The 19,687-nt window shown below is 42.4% G+C and carries 25 protein-coding genes; 11 read left to right on the top strand and 14 right to left on the bottom strand.

Annotated features, from left to right (window positions below):
- Positions 1–28 precede the first annotated feature (28 nt).
- Positions 29–856, bottom strand: coding sequence for an undecaprenyl-diphosphate phosphatase (locus MHZ95_RS06375; RefSeq protein ID WP_239389696.1), 828 nt, complete (start codon positions 854–856; stop codon positions 29–31).
- Between the two features lie 6 nt (positions 857–862).
- Entirely contained in the window at positions 863–1,474 is a 612-nt protein-coding gene (locus tag MHZ95_RS06370) for a DedA family protein (RefSeq protein ID WP_239389694.1), read from the bottom strand.
- Between the two features lie 560 nt (positions 1,475–2,034).
- Between MHZ95_RS06370 and MHZ95_RS06365 the strand changes: the two genes are divergently transcribed.
- The 5 genes from MHZ95_RS06365 to MHZ95_RS06345 all read left to right on the top strand — a co-directional run bounded on the left by MHZ95_RS06365 (position 2,035) and on the right by MHZ95_RS06345 (position 5,493).
- Positions 2,035–2,385, top strand: a complete 351-nt coding sequence (locus MHZ95_RS06365) for a lmo0954 family membrane protein (RefSeq protein ID WP_239389692.1) — start codon at positions 2,035–2,037, stop codon at positions 2,383–2,385.
- 16 nt (positions 2,386–2,401) lie between these two features.
- Positions 2,402–3,061: a PspA/IM30 family protein gene (locus MHZ95_RS06360; RefSeq protein WP_239389691.1), complete on the top strand. Its 660-nt coding sequence runs from the start codon at positions 2,402–2,404 to the stop codon at positions 3,059–3,061.
- Positions 3,062–3,141: 80 nt separating this feature from the next.
- On the top strand, positions 3,142–3,843 hold the full coding sequence (gene liaF / locus MHZ95_RS06355; RefSeq protein ID WP_239389690.1) for a cell wall-active antibiotics response protein LiaF: 702 nt from the start codon (positions 3,142–3,144) through the stop codon (positions 3,841–3,843).
- Positions 3,840–4,886: a sensor histidine kinase gene (locus MHZ95_RS06350; protein WP_239389689.1), complete on the top strand. Its 1,047-nt coding sequence runs from the start codon at positions 3,840–3,842 to the stop codon at positions 4,884–4,886. The genes liaF and MHZ95_RS06350 overlap by 4 nt, the downstream gene beginning before the upstream one ends.
- On the top strand, positions 4,861–5,493 hold the full coding sequence (locus tag MHZ95_RS06345; protein ID WP_239389688.1) for a response regulator transcription factor: 633 nt from the start codon (positions 4,861–4,863) through the stop codon (positions 5,491–5,493). Before MHZ95_RS06350 ends, MHZ95_RS06345 begins: the two co-directional genes overlap by 26 nt.
- Before the next feature lie 232 nt (positions 5,494–5,725).
- Here the strand turns inward: MHZ95_RS06345 and MHZ95_RS06340 are convergent, their stop codons facing one another.
- Positions 5,726–6,190 carry a DinB family protein gene (locus MHZ95_RS06340; RefSeq protein WP_239389687.1) on the bottom strand — a complete coding sequence of 155 codons (465 nt, stop codon included), beginning with the start codon at positions 6,188–6,190 and terminating at the stop codon, positions 5,726–5,728.
- Between the two features lie 96 nt (positions 6,191–6,286).
- On the bottom strand, positions 6,287–6,616 hold the full coding sequence (locus tag MHZ95_RS06335) for a hypothetical protein (RefSeq protein ID WP_239389686.1): 330 nt from the start codon (positions 6,614–6,616) through the stop codon (positions 6,287–6,289).
- Positions 6,617–6,811: 195 nt separating this feature from the next.
- Here MHZ95_RS06335 and MHZ95_RS06330 point away from each other — a divergent pair, with 195 nt between their 5' ends.
- Positions 6,812–7,462, top strand: coding sequence for a CPBP family glutamic-type intramembrane protease (locus tag MHZ95_RS06330; protein ID WP_239389685.1), 651 nt, complete (start codon positions 6,812–6,814; stop codon positions 7,460–7,462).
- 46 nt (positions 7,463–7,508) lie between these two features.
- On the opposite strand, the gene MHZ95_RS20980 is transcribed toward MHZ95_RS06330, so the two are convergent.
- The 3 genes from MHZ95_RS20980 to MHZ95_RS06315 are packed head-to-tail and all read right to left on the bottom strand — an operon-like array spanning position 7,509 to position 10,628.
- Positions 7,509–9,782, bottom strand: a complete 2,274-nt coding sequence (locus MHZ95_RS20980; protein ID WP_239389684.1) for a sensor histidine kinase — start codon at positions 9,780–9,782, stop codon at positions 7,509–7,511.
- Positions 9,783–9,784: 2 nt separating this feature from the next.
- Positions 9,785–9,961, bottom strand: coding sequence for a hypothetical protein (locus tag MHZ95_RS06320; RefSeq protein WP_239389683.1), 177 nt, complete (start codon positions 9,959–9,961; stop codon positions 9,785–9,787).
- Positions 9,939–10,628 (bottom strand): response regulator transcription factor, encoded by a 690-nt coding sequence (locus tag MHZ95_RS06315; protein WP_239389681.1) that lies wholly within the window; start codon positions 10,626–10,628, stop codon positions 9,939–9,941. The genes MHZ95_RS06320 and MHZ95_RS06315 overlap by 23 nt, the downstream gene beginning before the upstream one ends.
- Before the next feature lie 191 nt (positions 10,629–10,819).
- Here MHZ95_RS06315 and fdhA point away from each other — a divergent pair, with 191 nt between their 5' ends.
- The 4 genes from fdhA to MHZ95_RS06295 all read left to right on the top strand — a co-directional run bounded on the left by fdhA (position 10,820) and on the right by MHZ95_RS06295 (position 14,763).
- On the top strand, positions 10,820–12,034 hold the full coding sequence (gene fdhA, locus MHZ95_RS06310) for a formaldehyde dehydrogenase, glutathione-independent (protein ID WP_239389680.1): 1,215 nt from the start codon (positions 10,820–10,822) through the stop codon (positions 12,032–12,034).
- Between the two features lie 142 nt (positions 12,035–12,176).
- Positions 12,177–12,977 (top strand): MIP/aquaporin family protein, encoded by an 801-nt coding sequence (locus MHZ95_RS06305; protein ID WP_239389678.1) that lies wholly within the window; start codon positions 12,177–12,179, stop codon positions 12,975–12,977.
- 345 nt (positions 12,978–13,322) lie between these two features.
- Positions 13,323–14,216 (top strand): hypothetical protein, encoded by an 894-nt coding sequence (locus tag MHZ95_RS06300; protein ID WP_239389677.1) that lies wholly within the window; start codon positions 13,323–13,325, stop codon positions 14,214–14,216.
- Positions 14,209–14,763, top strand: coding sequence for a hypothetical protein (locus MHZ95_RS06295; RefSeq protein WP_239389675.1), 555 nt, complete (start codon positions 14,209–14,211; stop codon positions 14,761–14,763). Before MHZ95_RS06300 ends, MHZ95_RS06295 begins: the two co-directional genes overlap by 8 nt.
- Positions 14,764–14,898: 135 nt before the next feature.
- Here the strand turns inward: MHZ95_RS06295 and MHZ95_RS06290 are convergent, their stop codons facing one another.
- The 3 genes from MHZ95_RS06290 to MHZ95_RS06280 all read right to left on the bottom strand — a co-directional run bounded on the left by MHZ95_RS06290 (position 14,899) and on the right by MHZ95_RS06280 (position 16,214).
- Positions 14,899–15,114, bottom strand: a complete 216-nt coding sequence (locus MHZ95_RS06290) for a hypothetical protein (protein WP_239389674.1) — start codon at positions 15,112–15,114, stop codon at positions 14,899–14,901.
- 24 nt (positions 15,115–15,138) lie between these two features.
- Entirely contained in the window at positions 15,139–15,318 is a 180-nt protein-coding gene (locus MHZ95_RS06285) for a hypothetical protein (protein ID WP_239389673.1), read from the bottom strand.
- Positions 15,319–15,755: 437 nt separating this feature from the next.
- Positions 15,756–16,214, bottom strand: a complete 459-nt coding sequence (locus MHZ95_RS06280) for a hypothetical protein (RefSeq protein WP_239389672.1) — start codon at positions 16,212–16,214, stop codon at positions 15,756–15,758.
- 475 nt (positions 16,215–16,689) lie between these two features.
- On the opposite strand from MHZ95_RS06280, the gene MHZ95_RS06275 reads away from it, so the two are divergent.
- On the top strand, positions 16,690–16,929 hold the full coding sequence (locus MHZ95_RS06275; RefSeq protein WP_239389671.1) for a hypothetical protein: 240 nt from the start codon (positions 16,690–16,692) through the stop codon (positions 16,927–16,929).
- A 257-nt stretch (positions 16,930–17,186) separates the two neighbouring features.
- On the opposite strand, the gene MHZ95_RS06270 is transcribed toward MHZ95_RS06275, so the two are convergent.
- From MHZ95_RS06270 to MHZ95_RS06255, 4 genes are all read right to left on the bottom strand, one after another.
- Positions 17,187–17,477, bottom strand: a complete 291-nt coding sequence (locus MHZ95_RS06270; RefSeq protein WP_239389670.1) for a hypothetical protein — start codon at positions 17,475–17,477, stop codon at positions 17,187–17,189.
- 22 nt (positions 17,478–17,499) lie between these two features.
- Positions 17,500–17,919: a hypothetical protein gene (locus MHZ95_RS06265; RefSeq protein WP_239389669.1), complete on the bottom strand. Its 420-nt coding sequence runs from the start codon at positions 17,917–17,919 to the stop codon at positions 17,500–17,502.
- Positions 17,920–18,190: 271 nt separating this feature from the next.
- On the bottom strand, positions 18,191–18,598 hold the full coding sequence (locus MHZ95_RS06260; RefSeq protein ID WP_239389668.1) for a DUF4181 domain-containing protein: 408 nt from the start codon (positions 18,596–18,598) through the stop codon (positions 18,191–18,193).
- A gap of 116 nt (positions 18,599–18,714) precedes the next feature.
- Positions 18,715–19,569: an AAA family ATPase gene (locus tag MHZ95_RS06255; RefSeq protein WP_239389667.1), complete on the bottom strand. Its 855-nt coding sequence runs from the start codon at positions 19,567–19,569 to the stop codon at positions 18,715–18,717.
- Positions 19,570–19,687 lie beyond the last annotated feature (118 nt).

Here is a 19,687-nt window from a genome sequence, read left to right as displayed (position 1 = left end):
TTACACAAATGTGTAAGAGTCATTTTTCTTATAAAAAGACGATGACCGCTAAGACAGCCGCCAAAACCAGCCTGTAAATCGCAAATGGCATCAGTTTAATGCGTGAAATTAGCTTTAGGAAGAAGCGGATGGAAATTAGTGCAAAAACAAACGCACTTATGAATCCGACAATGTAAAATGACAAGTCATCCATGGATAAATGCTCCCAGTTTTTCAGCACAGACACAAGACTCGCGCCTGCCATGATCGGAACCGCCATGATGAATGTGAAATCGGCCGCAGTCTTATGATTCATCCCGAACAAGACACCGCCCGAAATCGTTGCCCCTGAACGTGAAAAGCCAGGCCATAAAGACAGACATTGCACAAGGCCGACAGCGAAAGCCTGCCTGTATGTAATTTGGTCCAATGAATTCACCCATGATTTTTTCGGACCGAATTTATCCGCAATAATCATTAAAATCGAGCCCGCTACTAATGCAAAAATCACTGTTTTTACGCCGGATAATTCTACATCAATAAAATCCTTAAGCGCAAATCCAATAATAACCGCTGGTAACATTCCGATTATGACATGTAATAAATTAAAGCTTTTATTCGCTTTTTGCCCATCAATCTTATACAGTCCTACTAAACTGAACAACCGTTTCCAAAAGACAACGACAACCGCTAAAATCGACCCCAACTGAATGACGATTTTAAAAGTGAAGGCCGATCGATCACCAAGAAACTCCGTCGTTTTCAACCACATATCATCGACGATGATCAAATGTCCCGTCGAAGAAACAGGCGCAAACTCCGTCATCCCTTCCACAAAGCCCAGTATCAACGCTTTCAATAACTCAAATAATTCCATAAGTCGTTACACTCTCTTTCTTCGGAAGCGAATGTACCATATAATAGCCGCTATTCCGCACAATCCGATAATCACATACGCAATGTTGGAGTAAATATCCATATACCCGACGATGGATTCCCAATTATCGCCGACTGCTGCTCCAACCGAAACAAGTGCCGCATTCCAGATAAGGCTTCCGATTGTCGTGAGCAATAGAAAAAGTGGGAAATTCATATTCGACATCCCCGCCGGAATCGAAATCAGACTCCGGATCAACGGAACCAGACGGCAAAAGAACACTGTCCAAGGACCATATTTGTCAAACCACGCGTCTGCACGATGGATATCTTTCCGGGTCAAACGCAAAAATTTCCCCCATCGATCCACGATTTTCTCCAGACGCTTCACATCGAGTAATAATCCGATACTATACAGGATCATCGCTCCAAGCACCGAACCAGCTGTCGCCGCAATGATGACACCCGTTCGCGTCATATCCGAAAACGAGGTCATATATCCTCCGAATGTCAAAATGACTTCTGACGGAATCGGTGGAAACACATTCTCAACCATGATTAAAAAAAACACACCAAAATAGCCGAATCGGCTCATAAATTCAATAATCCAATTTTCCACGTTATCCCTCCGTCATCCTCAACTTTACTAAATACGAAAACTAAGTGCAAATTGATTATGGAACTAATAGAGACGAATCTATAAATGACGAGGTTGCCTAACTACTCATTATTTTACGCAAGCTTAAGGTTGAATATGACGCGGCTTCATATGAACAACTATGCACATGTTGATACGTTGAAAACTTTCCAGTGGATAACTTTGTTTTTAACCGAAGTTATCCTCAAGTACAAGTGGATAACTTGATTGATTTGTTGATAATTTCTGAAAATTAACTGTTTTTATCCACAATCAGAGGGTTTTAGTTGTTTATCAAAATTAGTTATCCACAGCTCTATATCCGCTACTACTTATCCACAGGTTGAATTTAGAGCTTGCAAACTAGTTCCATTTCTTTCATTACGCACGCGCTACTCACATTTTGAGACTCATTCGACCTATTTCCTCAAGTGCCTAGGCGATCTCGGTCTCAAGTCTTAGATGGAAATCCGTTCTGCGCCTGTTTGGACAAGTCGGAAATCATTATAAGATTAGGCTACAAACGAAAGGAGGAACAACATATGAAAAAATTTGGTCTTCTCTTACTGGGAATTGTAGCGGGGATTGTCGCTGTTTCGAATCTTGGATCGCTTCTTGCACTCGCCGTTTCAGCCTTGATCGCTTACGCGGGTTTCCATTACTACAGAAAAAGCGATTCCACTTTTGCAAAAATCTTTTGGGGAATCGTTCTAGTCATCGGATTGTTGACAGCTATTTCAAATGTACCCGCGTTCATCGGTATCCTTGCTTTAGCGGGTGTGTACTACGCTTGGCGTAAATGGAAAGGTACAGAGAATAGCAACGTCATCCAAGCCCAATCAGATGATCCATTCGTAAACTTCGAACGTCAATGGAACGAACTTACAAAATAATGAGGAGGAAATGATGATGAACTCACTTTGGAACCGATTTAAATATTCTGTACAGGCGGATCTTCATACATTATTCGATAAAAAGGAAAGTAAAAACCCAATCGCCATGTTGAACCAATACATTCGCGAAGCGGAAAAACAGACGGAGTCAATCGGAAAATTGCTCGAACGTCAAAGTAAACTGAAAGAAGAAATGCAAAAAGAATTGACGGAATCAGAAAAAATGGCGGACAAACGCCGCCAACAACTTGAACTTGCCCAAACGGCGGGCGAAGAAGATTTGATCGCCTTTGCCGAAGAAGAAATTGCAGCTTACGACACACGCGCTGCCGAACTTTCCGAAAGCATTATGGAAACGGCCTACGAATTGATTTCGTTGGAGCGTAAATTCGAAGAAATGAAACATAAAGTGAAAGATATGAAAGTCCGACAACTGCAATTGATGGGCAAAGAAAATGTCACACGTGCCCATCGCCGGATGGACAAAGTCATCTCCCCCGAAAACGCGGACAGCAACATCGCATCTTTCGGTGAAATGAAAAAATACATTGAAAACCTCGGCGGCAAGATCGATCGGGAGTACGAAATCTCTTCCATGGAACGCAGGCTCGAAGCGCTTGAAAAAGGGAATGACTCGGAACCAAAAAATTCCGCAAAAGATGCTGAAATTGTGTAAACTATAAGAGGAAGGCATCCGCCTTCCTTTTAACCTGTTGACCAATGCCAAGTCAGACATCAAGAAGGGAGAATGATCAGTTGACACGCATCGATACAAGTAAAATCACCTTTTGGGGCTTCACTTTCCTTTTGCTCATTTTCATCGAAGCGGCTTTCTTCCATAACGGCAACATCGTTTTCGTCCTTCTTGGTGGCGGACTCGTCTATTATGGTTCACGGAAACGGGCGAAATGGACCGTCATCCTCGGACTGTTTTTCATCGCACTCGCACTTTTCACGTTATGGAGTTTACGTTTGCTCATCTTCATTGTGCTCGTATACGTTCTTATTAAGTTATGGAAAGGTACTCCTTCGGCAGAGATCATGCGACCGCTTAAAGAGTTTCAACGTGAAACGCCGAATGGCATTTGGAAAAACAAATTATTTTCCGTTCAATCCTCCCCTTTTTCATCTTACGAATGGGAAGACATCCATATCCAAGGCTTTTTCGGGGATATTCATATCGATGTGACGGATACGGTACTGCCAAAAGGGACTTCCCTCATTTCCATCCGGCAAGGCATCGGAAAAATCAAGATCGACTTGCCTTATGAGATACCCGTTCGCATCCATTACACGACATTGATCGGCGATGTGAAGTTATTCGGGATTCATCGAAAACGGCTCATTAACGAAACCCTTCATATGAAGGATAGTTACGAAGGAAAAACGGATGACTCACCTGAGCTGATCATCGCCCTTTCTACATGGGGCGGAGATGTAGAGGTGAACCGCAAATGAAATCCATTATTGCACGCGGGTTAACATTATCCTTGCTCTTTACGGGCATTGCAGCCGTTTATATTTATTTCCTCCTCGACTTGCCTTTGCAGGAGACTTGGTATGCATTTTACGATCTACAATTTGCGGAAGTCCCTCTTGGCTGGTGGATTTTGAACACCACTCTCCTACTCGGCTGGGGCATTGCCATTTGGACCGGTTCACTCGGCCGTTCGAAGGAAAAAGCGATCGAGCAAAGGTTAGTCGATTTAATCGACACGGAAAAAGAAATAGAAGTAAGGAAAAAATTCACCCCCCGGCTAGACCGGGCCATCGATACAGTATCGAATGTCATCGTCACGCAGCGAAAAAGTTTACAGCGCATTACGGATGAACGGGCAGAAGCGCAAGACCGCATGATCCAGGAACGGATCGTACAAGAACGGCAACGATTGGCCCGCGAATTGCACGACTCTGTTTCCCAACAGTTATTTGCAGCATCCATGCTACTCTCGGCCGTCAACGAACAGGCCGAAGACAAAGAGCAGCAAAAACCGTTACTCCAAGTCGAACGGATGGTCCAACAAGCGCAACTGGAAATGCGGGCCCTGCTGTTGCATTTGCGACCTGCCGCTTTGAATAACAAGTCACTTGCGCAAGGATTGGAAGAACTGTTAGCTGAATTACGGGAAAAAGTGTTGTTCGATATCCGTTTCCGCTTGGAAGAAGTGACTTTATCAAAGGGTGCGGAAGATCATTTATTCCGTATCGCACAAGAGACATTATCCAATACACTTCGCCACGCCCAAGCGACACAAGTGGATGTATTGTTCGTCGAACGTGATGGCCTGGCGATTCTTCGCGTTCAAGATAACGGCGTCGGCTTTAAAGAAAGCGATGGAAAAGGCGGATCGTACGGATTGCAAAACGTCAAAGAACGGGCGATTGAAATCGGCGGGACATGTAAAATCGTATCGGTCCCTTCACAAGGGACGATTGTAGAAGTGAAATTACCCGCACGGAAAGGAGTGGAGCCTAATGATCAAGATCCTATTAGTGGATGACCATGAAATGGTACGAATCGGCGTGTCTGCTTATTTGCAGACACAGCCAGATATGGAGGTAGTCGGTGAGGCAGTCAACGGCCGTGAAGCGATCGGAAAAGCGTTGGAATTGCGACCGGATATCATTTTGATGGATATGGTCATGCCAGAAATGAATGGTGCCGAAGCGACAGCCGCCATCATCAAAGAATGGCCAGAAGCCAAAATCGTCATCGTCACCAGTTTTCTGGACGACGACAAAGTATATCCTGCTCTCGAAGCCGGTGCCATCAGTTACATATTGAAAACATCCAACGCCAAGCGCATTGCAGAAGCAATCCGGGAAACGGTGAAAGGGCAAACTGTACTGGAGCCCGAAGTGACGACAAAAATGATGCAGAAGATGCGCGCGGGTACGGAGCGCCTTCCACATGACGACCTGACGGAACGCGAGCTCGAAATCTTGCTTCTTCTGGCTAAAGGCAAATCCAACCAAGAAATCGCAGACGAGTTGTTCATTGCACTCAAAACAGTAAAAACCCACGTCAGCAACCTGTTATCGAAACTCGAAGTACAAGACCGAACACAAGCGGTCATTTACGCATTCAAACATCATTTAGCGGAATGACAATGAACAAAAGTGAACGTGCGCAAGCCATTCCTTTCCTACTTGCTTGCACTTGTGAAGGGTTCGCTTGCATTCGAACTGCATTTGATTGCACTTATGGCTAGTTTGATTGCACACATCACCGTTTTGATTGCATCTCGTGACTTTTGAACTATGGTCATTCTTTTCTCCACAACAAAAAGTCGTCTACAATCGAATCTATCCGATTGTAGACGACTTTTTCATTATGAAATTATTTCCCTACCACGCGGTTCAACCCTTGAATCAGTCCAGCGTGCATCCCTTCGTGCCATACGATAAATTGGACAACAGCATCCACTGTCTCCATCGTATGAATATTTCCAATCCGTACAGGTTCCGCCAATGTCTGATCTAATTCCCCTTCAAGAAGAGCGACAATTCGTTCAGATTGTGCCTTCAATGCTGTTAGTAGCTCTTCATTGGTAGGCGGTTCACCTTCCCATTGAGATGTGCTAGATCCCGTAACAAAAAAAGGAATCCATTCTGGGTTCACAGGTGTATATTCAGGTATTGCTTTTTGAACGAATACTTCCATCGTTACAAAAATATGGCCTGCATTCCAACGGATCGTGTTGCTGAATCCTTCAGGCTGCGTATCCCATTTTTCTTCCGGCGCTTGTTCTAACTGTCTTAATGCGTGCATGCGCGTAAAGTTCAATTGCTTTAAAGTAGACATTTCCATCAGCCCTTTCCATTAGTCTCCCTCTTACTGTATCGCATATTAGTAGAATTAGGAAAGCGACCGCTCCGCAGTGGATGGGTCGCTAATCAGTTAAACCCTAGGTTTGAAAGGATCCTCATTCGGTTTTACCTCATTCCACTTATCATGTGATAACTGATTGAATTGGCGTTCATATTCCTTTCGATCGCCATAAGGAAAGCGTTCGCCCGGTTTCAGACCATTGTAGCTGGTGTCCGGTTTGTTCGCACCGTAAGCGGACTGAATGTGTACCCCCGCTTTTTCTTGCGCATTTTTTTGGAAGACGTCTGATGTATTCGAATCGGAAGGATCTGCAAGGGGGAGCTCGTCTGGATTGGTAACCCCTGGAACTTTTGGTTCAAGATCTTCTTTGTTTGGATACTTTCCGTCAGATTTCGTCATGTGTAATGCCCCCTTCTTCTGTTGTATGGTTTTGCTTCTCGCAAAAAATACTATTTGAAAGAATTATAGCACAACTCAGTCATCCATCCTAGTATTCTACCCCCTTTTAACAGAAACTTCACAAAACTTTCAAATTCGATGAAACCGAACTTCTCCCCTTAACGTCCCATTTAACAACGAAGCGGAGGGATTTTTTTGAGAACAGTTATCGGGATTCTATCGGCACTTGCCAGCATTGCTATTTTGATTTGGATTGAACAAGTGCTGGAAGTGACATACCTATTGAAGACAGTGGCAAAAGCTACTCTTTTCTTGCTTGTCCCATTCATTTTGTTCAGAAAAACCGGTTTCCCGTTTTTCCGCTTACGTCAGACCGATCGCAAAAGCATGAACATCGCCATCGTTTTCGGCATCGCGATTATGGGGACAATCCTCGCGACTTTCATCCTCTTACAGCCGTTCATCGACATCGATGCACTTGTCGATGACCTTGCTGATGCAGGCGTGACATCTATAGTATTCCCGTTTGTCGCATTCTATATCCTTTTTGGCAATTCTCTTTTGGAAGAGTTTTTCTTCCGCGGCTTATTACCGAGCTTTTTGGATAGGCCTCTATTGCGTCTATTGTTGCCTTCATTCTTTTTTGCGATTTACCACATCGCCATTTTTCTGCCTTGGTTTAGCACGCCCATCCTCTTGCTGGCTGTTGCGGGGCTTTGGATTGGCGGCATCATTTTCCAACTGGTCAATGAACGAAGCGGAACCATTTTGCCGTCTTGGATCATCCATATGTTTGCGGATGTAGGTGTTTTAATCGTTGGCGTATATATGATTTACTTCTATTGAAAAAAGCTGCACGCATTTGCGTACAGCTTTTTTCATGAGTAATCTATCAAATCGCCGCCACGACGACCGTCACTTTGAATAAATCCCCGTCCACTTCGATTTTCATATTCCCATTATGCATATCGACAATCGATTGGGCAATCGCAAGCCCTAGACCTGATCCATCCGTATGACGGGAAGTATCTGCCCGTTTGAACCGTTCAAACAATTCATCGGTATTGTCCCCAAGTTCATATTTCGTAATATTTTTCACGACAAACTCGGCGGTATCGCCCACTTTACGAAGCGTGATGTAAACACGTGTCCCCGGCAACGTATACTTGACGGCATTGACAATGAGATTGTCGAGTACCCGCCACCATCTTTGCCCATCGACATACGCAATGAGCGGAGAATCCGAGCTATTCACCCTGAAATCCAAGCCCGACTTTGTAATTTCTTCCTCATGTTCTGCAAGTGCTTGTTGGAGCAACTGGGTTAAATCGACACGCTGCTTGTGCAGCTCCAAGTTGCCGCTCGCCATTTTCGAGACTTCAAACAAATCCTCAATTAACGTCTTCAAACGCTGTGACTTCTTATCAAGAATGTCCACGTATTTTGAACGTTCCTCAGACGAAAGCTCTTCATTTTTCAATAAATCCGTATACGTAATGATTGACGTCAACGGTGTCCGGAGATCATGGCTCACATTCGTAATGAGCTCCGTTTTCAACCGTTCGCTTTTCGCTTGCTCGCTCATTGAAATACGGACCCCTTCGCGCAGGTTATTCAAGTTTTTCGCATGTTCCGCAAGCGGGGATTTCCCTGCCACTTTAATATCCTCATTCAGCTGTCCTTTCGCCATCGCTTCCGTCGCAACCAAAATACGGTTTAAATACGCAGCACGCCTCACAAAAATATAAAGGGCCGGCAACCCGAGGAACAGCACACATGGCGTGTACAAAACAATAAAGATCGGATCAATAAACATACAAACGAACCCGATGCCCGCAAGGAAAAAGCCGATTAGCAGAATGAATGTCTGAACACCCATCTTGCGATTCAAAAACATTCCCTGCAATGCTTTTAAAAATTTCACACTATAACTATCCCTAATTTCCTGTTCCAATGTTTCTACATTTTTCAAACGCTCCACGAGTAACACCAATTGAAACACCGTCGCCCATAGGAGGAATACTAAAGCGACAAATGATAGGAGCAAGAACAACCCGTTTTCGATACTGTACTGAAAAAAGAACCAAGTATAGCGATGAAGAATCGTAAAGGTGAACCCCCAAACGATCATAGCTGAAAGGATTAACAACGCCACTTTCAAATCCAACTTCAGCCGATCATAGCGTGAGGCAAAGCTGCTCTGTGTCACCCATTCCTTTTTAAAACGCACGACGGATGCTAACGCAAGTAGCGCAAGAAGGCCAAGCCCTCCAAGCATATAAATCCCAAGCAATCGGCGATTATACTGGTCTACATTTCTGCCAAGCAGTCCTTCTTTCATTGCACTCTTCGGCACAATCACCGTTCCCTCAAACTTCTTTACAGCTTGCGGTTGGCCCGATTCCAAAGCCGTATCGGTTGAATTGCTTTGAGTTGTTGCCACCGTCTCTTCTGTATGACTAAATACCGAATCGCCCCACTCGTAGACACTCTCCGACGGATAGCTGTCATAATCGAAGTCATTAATCGGATATGGAGTTGCTCGCAAATAACCTTCCTTTTGATTGAAGGTCTTTTTATAGCCTGCCACTACGCTTATATCCCCAGCCTTAAACGTCTCCCCCGATTGAATATCCGTCAACTCGTACGCCACAGGAAAATACAATTGCTCCTTCGCACTTCGAATTTGGTCCTGCCACTCTTGCTCCAGTTGCCGCTCTTTATCGGCACGGATTTTCGCCTCTACATGTGCATCCGACTCAAAATTTTTGCGAATATCGGCGATTTTGGCATCTCGCTCTTCCACCAATGTCTTTTTCAGATTTTCTTTTTTCGCAGCTTCCGCATCGGCTATCCGCTCTGCATATTGTTCTTCAATGTTGCCGACTTGCTCGGAAAGCGTGCCATAATAAGTACGATGCTCTTCGATTTCAGAGCTCGTCACAACAATGTTCTTTTTCGCCGCCTCTAAGTCAACTGGATTTAAAATAGCTGTGCTGAAACTTGTATAAAAATTCTCCATTTCCTGTTGAAAGTCTTCCGACTCGACATAACTTTTCCCAATATAGCGGTAGTTGCCATTTTCCACAAATGATTGCAATGCCATTAAAACAATAACGACTAATGAAGCCCATACAAGATAAGGTATGCTTGTATTCCTTTTCACCGTCATACACTTCCTTTCACTAGCCGTGTGAGATAGGCAATGGCCCGGCTTGAACGTTCCACACCATTACTAATCAAGTCAATAATATGAGAGAAACAATACCCGATGCTCAGTGCCGCAATGGTAAGTGCGACAATGGACCAAATAATACCTCGCTCACTTTTCGATTTTGTAGCCAATGCCCCACACCACCTTTACATAGCGCGGATTTTTCGGATCCGCCTCGATTTTTTCCCGGATTTTCCGGATATGGACCGCGACGATGTTTTCCGCGTTATACGCCTCTTCATTCCAGACACGTTCGTAGATTTCATTGATGGAAAAGACGCGTCCTGCATTTTTCATCAGCAATTCCGTAATTTTATACTCAATCGGCGTCAGCTTTACCGCATCGCCATCCAGTGTAATTTCCTTTGCTTCCTCATCCAGTACAAGTCCATCGACTTCGATTTTTTTCTGGCCATCATATGTACCAAGCTGGACGTAGCGCCGCAGTTGTGACTTCACGCGCGCCATCAATTCCATTGGGTGAAACGGCTTCGTCACATAATCATCCGCACCAACCGATAGCCCGTGAATCTTATCGGAATCCTCGGCCTTCGCGCTGAGCATGATGATTGGGATATTGCGCACTTCCCGTATTTTAAACGTCGCTGTAATGCCGTCCATATTTGGCATCATAATGTCGAGAATGAGCAGATGAACATCATTTGCCTCCAACAACGCAAGCGCCTCTTGCCCATCCGCAGCTTTCAGCACCTCATAACCTTCATTTTTCAAATAAATTTCAATCCCGTTACGGATATCTTGGTCGTCATCCGCCACGAGCACTTTGAACTTCGCCATCTTCCGCACCTCGCTTTGTTTCTATGATACCAATTGTAACCGTCAAATCTTAACATACACTAACTGGAATTATGAAGAAATTCTTAAGATCATTCTGCTCATTTTTCATCAATTAAACTTTGATGCATGTTTACTAGGAAGCGGACATATCAATAGGTTGCAAGGACAAACTACTAATAGGGGGATTGTGAATGTCAAATCGCGCTGTGGTATACAAAGAACCAGGAAAAGTAGCAATTGAAAATATCGGGTTTCCAGACTTGGTCTTACGGGATGGGCCTGGAGTCAATCCGTTGAATGTCGGACGGAAATGTGAACATGGGGTCATTTTGAAAGTGGTCGCTACAAACATCTGCGGCAGTGATCAGCATATGGTGCGCGGTCGGACAACTGCCCCAAGCGGCCTTGCATTAGGACATGAAATCACCGGTGAAGTCATTGAGGTAGGACGAGATGTGGAATTTATGAAAGTCGGAGATCTCGTCTCTGTACCTTTCAATATTGCTTGTGGTCGTTGTAGAAGCTGTAAATCACAAGACACCCATATCTGTGAAAATGTCAATCCAGATCGCCCTGGATCGGCTTATGGCTATGTCGATATGGGCGGTTGGGTCGGTGGTCAATCGGAGTATGTCATGGTTCCCTATGCCGATTTCCAACTATTGAAGTTTCCGGACAAAGCACAAGCGATGGAAAAGATCCTCGATTTGGCCATGTTATCGGATATTTTCCCGACAGGATTTCACGGTGCGTACAGTGCAGGAGTTACAATCGGTTCGACGGTCTATATTGCAGGTGCCGGACCTGTCGGCTTAGCGGCAGCCCATTCCGCACAATTGCTCGGTGCCTCCTGTGTCATTGTCGGCGATATGATCGAAGAACGATTGGCACAAGCGAGAAGTTTTGGTTGCGAAACGATCAACCTTCGTCATCATGACGATATCGGCGAACAAATTGCCCAAATCCTTGGAACGCCTGAAGTCGACTGTGCAGTAGACTGTGTAGGGTTTGAAGCGCATGGACATGGATCGGAACAAGGAGAGGCACCAGCAACCGTTCTGAACTCCATCATGCAAGTGACACGTGCGGGAGGAAAATTAGGAATCCCAGGTCTTTATGTAACAGGTGATCCAGGCGCTGTCGATGAGGACGCCAAAATCGGAACACTGAAAATCCGTATCGGGCTAGGTTGGGCAAAAGCGCATCATTTTGTCACAGGACAAACGCCTGTCATGAAATACCATGATTTTCTGATGAAATCAATCCTCAGCGGTAAAGCCCAAATTGCCAAGGCGGTCAATGCGACGCTTATTTCATTGGAAGAAGCACCGCAAGGCTACCAAACGTTTGACAAAGGCGCAGCGAAAAAGTTTGTCATCGATCCACATGGATTAGTAAAAAGATAACTTGAACGCTACTATCATGCCGGATGCATGTTGTTATGCCCGTCATGGTTAGGTTTATGACCGGCATGAGGTTCGTTATGACCGCCAAGGGCCATTTCAATAGTTTTTTCAATCCTGAATCGACAATTAGGGGGGACTTCCCATGTCGGCATTTTTAGGTGAATTGATCGGAACGATGATTTTAGTCACTTTGGGGTGTGGAGTTGTTGGCGGAGTTGTGCTCAATAAGTCCAAATCACAAGCTTCCGGCTGGATTGTCATTACGATGGGTTTCGGACTCGCAGTAGCGATCGCCGTCTATGCGGTTGGCGGAATAAGCGGCGCTCATATCAACCCCGCCGTCACGTTAGGGCTGGCTGCAATCGGCGCCTTCCCTTGGGCAGATGTTCCGGCATATATTGCAGCTCAACTCATCGGGGCCATCATCGGTGCAGCCATTGTGTTCTTGAATTATTTACCACACTGGGAAAAAACGAGTGATCCCGAACAAAAGCTGGTCATTTTTGCAACGACTCCAGCTATCAGAAAGCCCTTTTCCAATGTTGTGAGCGAAATGATTGGCACATTCGTTCTGGTCCTTGGGCTTCTAGCGATCGGCGCCAATCAATTTACCGAAGGATTAAATCCGCTGATCGTCGGGTTTCTTGTCATGTCCATCGGCTTATCATTGGGAGGCGCCACCGGTTTCGCCATTAATCCCGCACGTGACCTCGGTCCGAGAATCGCCCATTTTGTCTTGCCGATTCCCGGAAAAGGATCATCTGATTGGCGTTACGCATGGGTTCCCATTGTAGGACCATTATTAGGCGGCGTATTTGGCGCATTGTTCTATCAACAACTATTCAATGGGATTCATACATTGGCATTTTGGTTAGTAGGCACCCTTTGTCTCCTTGTCATTTTGAGTGCCTATTTTATGAACAGCACGTTAAAAACACGATAAAGTGAAACTTCAATCAGTGGGGGTTTTTCCCATCCCCCACTGATTGAGGGGAACACAAGCTAAAAGCGTCACGTCCTGTGACAACGCTTGTGTGACCAACATCGTGTTGACCCGAACCAATCGGGCTTTTACGGGCAGTTGATCTCCCACTTATCCTGATCATTTTACTTAAGTCTTGAAGTGGGAGTCTTACTGCCCGTTAAAGCGGGATAAACTGAAATGCAAAAACACCCCCTTCCGCCTATTTAAGCTAGGCGATCAAGCGGGGTGTTTTATGTTGGAATAACAATCCTGCTACCCCTTCCATTTGGTATACTTAGGAAATAGATAAGGAGGGGAAATATCATGAACGCCCGTTTTTTCTGGATAGCCTTAAGTCTGATCGGCATCAGTTGGATTGCCAATTCCATATACGCCTATTCCAAGCAATTGGATGAACCGATTTTCTTGGATCATTATATTGAAACATCATCACAGGATACCATTCAGATGACTTTTTACTATTTGGCGAACAAAAACGACAGAACAACCGTCACCTCTGTTTCAGCCGGAGAATGGGTCGGCTATCCACATAGCTATCATCTCCCTGGCGAACAAGTGTATAACGACCAGACATTCACTAATCACGTATTGCGCAAAATTGAAGTTCAGTTCGATACATACTTACCAGAATCAGATCATCTCGAGGAATTTTCTTTTACAGAAATGGACGTTTATTTTTCCGACGGCACACAAATCACCGCACCAATTGGAATGGTGAAATTCCGTCCTTTTCATTACGAAGAAAGTCCATTAAGACAATCCAGCTCGACGTCCAGTTCTTCTTACAAGCTGGCACATTATTCGGTCACTGAACCATTGACAGTTGAAGCGATTACAACTTCTTTTCAAGAAGTACTACAAGATCATTTTCGGATCAAGGTACACACACCCGATCAACCGCCATCATTTAGTACATTTAATGATTTCAAACAAGATGATTGGAACAAATTACCCGCACGAGACTTGAAGGATTTAACATTGCCGTTCACTATGGACACAAGCGACTTCCTTAACTTATACAGCGCCCTTGATCCCGATTTCAAAGCAGTATTGGACTTGCGGATCTCTATCTCTGGAACAAGTGCATCAGGCAAGAAATTCTCAACCGCCGAAGGCTACATTCATTATCCCTATTTAGAACAAAAAGACGTCAATGAAATCATAAAACGGAAAACAAAGGAGGGTTCCGATGAATAAAGCATTACAAATGATGTTCTGGGGATACCTCTTCGTTTTCTTCCGGATCCATTTCGGTTTTGATTGGCTCGCTGATCCGATCGGTTATTATTTGCTGTACGCAGGAAGTGCCAGGCTTGTTGAACAATATCCCCATGCTCAAAAAGCAAAAATTGCGGCTGGGCTCGGGATTGTCATTTCCTTCCCTTCGATTTTCATCAATCTATCGGAACCCAATCTAGCCGGCTGGGAAATGTATAGTTTCGCTTTACTCGCCTTAAAACTGATTGTCGCTTATTTTCTGTTTGCAGTGTTGAAAAGCATTGTCCATGATTTTGCAGACCGCGCACTAATCAGCCGCACGAATCGGGTCTTCAACTTTTACATCGGCATTCACTTACTAGCGCTTTTCCTTTCGTCATTCTCCATGAATGTATCCGGGGACTTGTGGATAGCATTCCCCTTCATCTTAGGACTAAGCGTCGTCATCATGGATATCGCCTTCCTCCTGCTGTTAGGAGCCATCCGTCGGAATGAACCGGCCCATCGCTATGATCTAAGTGTCTAAATTGAAAAATATAGATAAATAAAGCGACCTCACCTATTTGGGAAAACGAATAGGTGGGGTCCTTTGTTCTAGAATTACTGGGTCTGAAAGAGCTCTCCCCTTCATGCGAAGAGTCCACTCACTTAATCTTTCATCCTACGAATTATATCCAAAAGAAACTGAAAAAACTAATGCTCCTAAAGACAAACCAATTAGAATTGTACATAATACAATGATTACCCCAATTAAACCTTTGGGCATATTAGAACGACTTTTCCAAGAAGCATACACTAAAATTAAGCTCGCTAGTATAATGATTACAAATATAGAAAGAAACAGATAACGTTCCTGAACAACAGCCCATAAATCCATTTTGCTCACCTCTTGTAAAAGGATCTATTCTTCATTCTTTTTGATAGTTATCAATTTCGACATCACAAAGTGAACAACAGCAATAGTGATCAGTAAATCTCGATACGGTTCATGTGTTCCCATCAACAACGACGTAATAATATAAAAAAATCCAAATGAAATTAAGAGTAAGAATGTAACATAATGTTCAATGTATAACTTCATTTCATTTTTCTCCCCAATGTAGCTATTTATTTTTCTTTTTAAATAGAAAAAAAGGCTTTACCCCTTCATGAAGTAAAGCACTCGATAATGGAATACTAACTAATTCTGATTCCTTCTTTGTTTTGCTTTGAAAAAGAAAACGCCAGCTATTGTCAAAACAATAGCAACACCAGCTATAACTAAGGATGAAGTATCAAAGATAAAAAAATGCGAGTCATTAAGTTCGTACACAATGATCACCACCTATTTGGTTTATTGTCGTATAATTACTCAGTTAAATGGTCCGATTGTTGAGCATAGGTTAAACGCACTCTTCAACAAACCTGTCCCGTTACCTGAACAAGGAATCTTTCTAATTACGGATACGCCCAGTATGCCAGTAAAGTTTCATTAATTTGAAATAAGCAATGACTGCCCATTAAGAAAATCAACTTATCTCAAAAGGACTTTCCGAATATTCCCTTGGTTATTTCATCTAAAACTACCTCTGGAATATCCTCTTTAACAATTTTTTTTATAAAATCAACTATTTCCTCTTTAAGCAATCCTTTTTGATATATATTAGTCTTTCTAATAATAAAGTTCTCCATATCAACTAGATCAAACCTTGTGTTCATTTCACTTACAAATTTTTTTGTGTAACGGACAATATCCTGATAGTTTTTACCTTCATCTTCAATCAAATATATATAATTTATTTGTTCATCTCGTTGAAGATCTGAATAGATAACAAGGTACCCCAATACTTCAATTAGCCTGCCATCCCAGTATTCATTAAAATTTCCTGCTTCATTTACTCCACGAATAAAAAAGAATTCTACACTTGGCGTTCTCACTAAGCGTGTAAATGAGTATGTTTCAAAACTGTTCATTTTAAATTGTTCATAATCATCCATACTTAGCCCCTCCCATTCAGATGTTTCAACGTTCTTAAACTAAAGCGCCCGTTTTGCAGAATTATATAGCTTTCGTTTTTCTGTCCGAGAACCAAAAAAACACCGTCAACAACAGAAAAATAATAGAGGTAAGACCCACATATTTCACAGCACTATTTGCTCCGAAAAAATAGGATGCGATGGGTATAAAAGTAATTGTACTGATTAGCATCAAAAGCCAAGAACGCCTAAAAATTCCGAATGCTAATGTGATGATTGACGTGAGAAATGAAGCGTACCAAAGTAAAAGCATGCTAACCCCTCCCTTGCCCTTTCCTATTACTTACCTGCATTGTAACATATGTAAAATATTGGACATAAGTATTGTTGTCATTAACCTGCTCTTTGAAAAATAAAAATCCACCCGATGTCCACTTTCCCCTAAGAATTCTCTATATAAAGAGTGAGGCGACTGATCATAGGAATGGGGATCGCAATGGAAAAAGGTTGGAGCAAACTGCATCGGGAACTGGTGGAAAAACCGATGTGGACAGAGTTGACGCCGATGCAAAAAGTGCTTTTGGTTACGCCACTTACGATGGCCAATTACGGCAAAAAACATGGGGAAAATAGCAGCGCCCGGAAAATGCGGACGACACACAAAAAATTAACACAATACGAATTTCTAACAGACGAATCAACAAACAAAAATCGACTGCTAACCATTGTAAACTAGGGTGTTTATCAAGATTTGGAGGGTTCTTCAACAGTCCATGTAACAGACGAGTAACAGACAACTAACAGACGGTTAACACCTAACAAGAATGTAAAGAATGAAAAGAATGTAAAGAAAAATAATAGCCGCAAACAAGTTTACGACGAATCATCTGAATACAAATGAGCCAAATATTCAAGATTGCAATTGCAACTATACAACGCTTCTTAAACACTCCTGGCCAACTCATGCCCGATTGTTGCAGGCTCAGTAGGCGTTCATTCTTGGCGAGCTTTTTCATTTTGCCTAAAGATCAAATTGATCATGTAATCAATAATAAGACCATAGATGAACCATAGGAGAAAGTGAACCAAAAAGCCTAGAAAAAGGATTTTAAAATGTTCGTCATCATACAGAAAGCCGCCACTGTTAAGCATCCAAAATATTTTTGCTAGCAAGGGGTCGAAGGCAAACACGATGTCTTTAACCGGGTTCCACAACACTTCAAACATATAGTGAATGACTGTCAATACAGGCAACCAAAAAGCAAAACGTTTTAACAGTGACATGAATTCCCCCTTCACTTCTTGCTTAGTTTGCTCTATTGTCAATCAGAACAGAGGCTTGTCCCTGTGAATCTCCTCTAAATACGAGGAAAAAGTTGAATAGCGCCAGGATGCCTGCACTCAAAAGGCTTGCAACTTGTAATTGTGCATAGGAAGAATTAAAGTATTCTGCCCCGAGATGGCTTTTATAAATGAAGAGGTCGATAATAAATAACAAAAGAAATGTAAAGCCTATAATGACTCTTGGCTTATTACTTCTAAAAGAAATTGAAGCGAACAAAAGTAATAAAGTCGCTAAACTAAAAAGGACTTGAACGGTTATAGCTCCTGATTCCGAATATAAAACTGGTATATCTGATGTAATTACAAATCTAATAAAATGGGCGATTACTCTTGAAATAATTCCCAGAGAAAACAAAATAATTAGAAGTACGTTTTTCTTCAATACTTAATTCTCTCCCTTATCAGTAATGAAAATAAGAAGCCGATAATGGCTATTCCAAACTGAATTGATATTCCAAGCATATTTTTCGCAACCGATTACTTGCTTCTGATATTCATTTCTCGTCTAAAGGTTCTGTTTTATTAAAAGGTCCGATAATGAAAAACGGATGCTTCCTAATCCCGTTAAATCGCCCATTTGTTATAAGCAAATTAAACAAGAAAAAAAGAGGACTCTATGCAGTTAATCACCTTCAAATAAAGAACCTGTTAACTTAATAAGGACCAAGCAATTTAAGTTCGATAACAAGTATGATTGCCAATACAATCAAACACATTTCCGTCAAAGTCAAAATAGCTTGCTTCGGATGTTGTGTATATTTCCATTCAAAAAATGCTCTTACCAAGTAATCCAACACCATAAAAGTCATGATCGCAATTAAAAATAGGTACATGAAATCTGGATAAAAAACCACCAGTACACAAGTTAGAATCAATAAAGTAATCGTAGAAAAAGTTCTTAAACCTTTATCAATTTTCCGATGCAACTCGTTGACATGATTAAAAGAAAAAAACTCTTTTTTTACTTTCTCAATTTTGAGTAGGTGTCTCAGAAGAAACTTCACTATTGAAATAAGGACAAAAACAATTATCACGGTCAAACTGAATTTTATCCAGAACATATAACTCCTCCCAATCCTTATATTTATAAATTCTAGTGAGATAGTAATAGTCCTTTTAATATTCCCACTTCAGGAGGAATGGAATTGTTACTCCGAAAGGTTCTTTGTAAAGCATCTCAAAACTGGTTTTCATGTTTTTTGAAAAACTCATAGTATGTGCGGACATTTTCTAATTCTGTCCAGCGTCTCACAGTCACAGGATTTTCATCGAGATTATAAATTTTCGCTTCCCTCATGGAGAGTAGAAATGGAGAGTGTGTTGATATGATAAATTGACAGCCAAAAAACCGGGCAGAGTCTTCAAGGAATTTCACCAATTCCAGCTGCCGTTTTGGAGAAAGGCTGTTCTCCGGCTCATCCAAAATATAAAGTCCATTATCCTCAATTTTTTCGGTGAAATAGCGGAATGCACTTTCCCCATTCGAATATTCCCTCACATTATCGATCAGTTCATTTCTCACAAAACGGGATTGCGTTTTGCTTCTAGCTGTGTTCACCTTTTTTAATTGCTCGTAATCTGCCAGGGATCTCATCTGGAAATGGGAATATTTCGCGTCTAAGTATTCTTCAAAAAGCTCTTCCCGTTTTTGGTCAATTCCCTCGTTGAGATTCCGGATGTTCAACATATAATCAAATACATCATCGCTCGTAATGATCCTACTATTTTCAGGGATATCCGCTTTTAGTTGCATCTCACACATATTGACATAATCAGGATAGAAGTTGGATTTATTATAGATAGAATCGCGTTTGATTCCTGCTTTTTCTGCTATCACATTCAATGCAGTAGATTTTCCGGAACCATTTCCGCCATATAAAATCGTCACGGGTTCAAAATCAATTGTTTCAAAACCATTTCTTGATAAAATTTTAAACGGATAAAACGAGTCATAGCACGTTCTTTTTATTTTTATGATAAAGTCAAATTCCATATCCTCGTTCGGAAATGAAAAGGCACGTAAATAAACCACAATTTCTCCCCCTTATCGTTTGCTTCATCTTTTTTCCGAGGTTATCTTTACAAGAAAAAAAGAGATAACTAAGGAAATAAATCCAAAAATAGAGACTTTTAGCCGAGATATTTCTACA

It is taken from the genome of Sporosarcina sp. ACRSM (genome assembly GCF_022346545.1).
Lineage (GTDB): Bacteria > Bacillota > Bacilli > Bacillales_A > Planococcaceae > Sporosarcina.
The sequence above is the reverse complement of the archived record's forward strand: the minus strand, read 5'-3'. Positions and strand labels throughout refer to the sequence as shown.

Excerpts from the sequence above, each read along its gene's own strand:
- MHZ95_RS06375 (WP_239389696.1), bottom strand. The coding sequence starts at position 856 with ATGGAATTATTTGAGTTATTGAAAGCGTTGATACTGGGCTTTGTGGAA.
- MHZ95_RS06365 (WP_239389692.1), top strand. The coding sequence starts at position 2,035 with ATGAAAAAATTTGGTCTTCTCTTACTGGGAATTGTAGCGGGGATTGTC.
- MHZ95_RS06360 (WP_239389691.1), top strand. The coding sequence starts at position 2,402 with ATGAACTCACTTTGGAACCGATTTAAATATTCTGTACAGGCGGATCTT.
- MHZ95_RS06350 (WP_239389689.1), top strand. The coding sequence starts at position 3,840 with ATGAAATCCATTATTGCACGCGGGTTAACATTATCCTTGCTCTTTACG.
- MHZ95_RS06345 (WP_239389688.1), top strand. The coding sequence starts at position 4,861 with ATGATCAAGATCCTATTAGTGGATGACCATGAAATGGTACGAATCGGC.
- MHZ95_RS06340 (WP_239389687.1), bottom strand. The coding sequence starts at position 6,190 with ATGTCTACTTTAAAGCAATTGAACTTTACGCGCATGCACGCATTAAGA.
- MHZ95_RS06335 (WP_239389686.1), bottom strand. The coding sequence starts at position 6,616 with ATGACGAAATCTGACGGAAAGTATCCAAACAAAGAAGATCTTGAACCA.
- MHZ95_RS06315 (WP_239389681.1), bottom strand. The coding sequence starts at position 10,628 with ATGGCGAAGTTCAAAGTGCTCGTGGCGGATGACGACCAAGATATCCGT.
- fdhA (WP_239389680.1), top strand. The coding sequence starts at position 10,820 with ATGTCAAATCGCGCTGTGGTATACAAAGAACCAGGAAAAGTAGCAATT.
- MHZ95_RS06305 (WP_239389678.1), top strand. The coding sequence starts at position 12,177 with ATGTCGGCATTTTTAGGTGAATTGATCGGAACGATGATTTTAGTCACT.
- MHZ95_RS06300 (WP_239389677.1), top strand. The coding sequence starts at position 13,323 with ATGAACGCCCGTTTTTTCTGGATAGCCTTAAGTCTGATCGGCATCAGT.
- MHZ95_RS06295 (WP_239389675.1), top strand. The coding sequence starts at position 14,209 with ATGAATAAAGCATTACAAATGATGTTCTGGGGATACCTCTTCGTTTTC.
- MHZ95_RS06290 (WP_239389674.1), bottom strand. The coding sequence starts at position 15,114 with ATGGATTTATGGGCTGTTGTTCAGGAACGTTATCTGTTTCTTTCTATA.
- MHZ95_RS06285 (WP_239389673.1), bottom strand. The coding sequence starts at position 15,318 with ATGAAGTTATACATTGAACATTATGTTACATTCTTACTCTTAATTTCA.
- MHZ95_RS06280 (WP_239389672.1), bottom strand. The coding sequence starts at position 16,214 with ATGGATGATTATGAACAATTTAAAATGAACAGTTTTGAAACATACTCA.
- MHZ95_RS06275 (WP_239389671.1), top strand. The coding sequence starts at position 16,690 with ATGGAAAAAGGTTGGAGCAAACTGCATCGGGAACTGGTGGAAAAACCG.
- MHZ95_RS06270 (WP_239389670.1), bottom strand. The coding sequence starts at position 17,477 with ATGTCACTGTTAAAACGTTTTGCTTTTTGGTTGCCTGTATTGACAGTC.
- MHZ95_RS06260 (WP_239389668.1), bottom strand. The coding sequence starts at position 18,598 with ATGTTCTGGATAAAATTCAGTTTGACCGTGATAATTGTTTTTGTCCTT.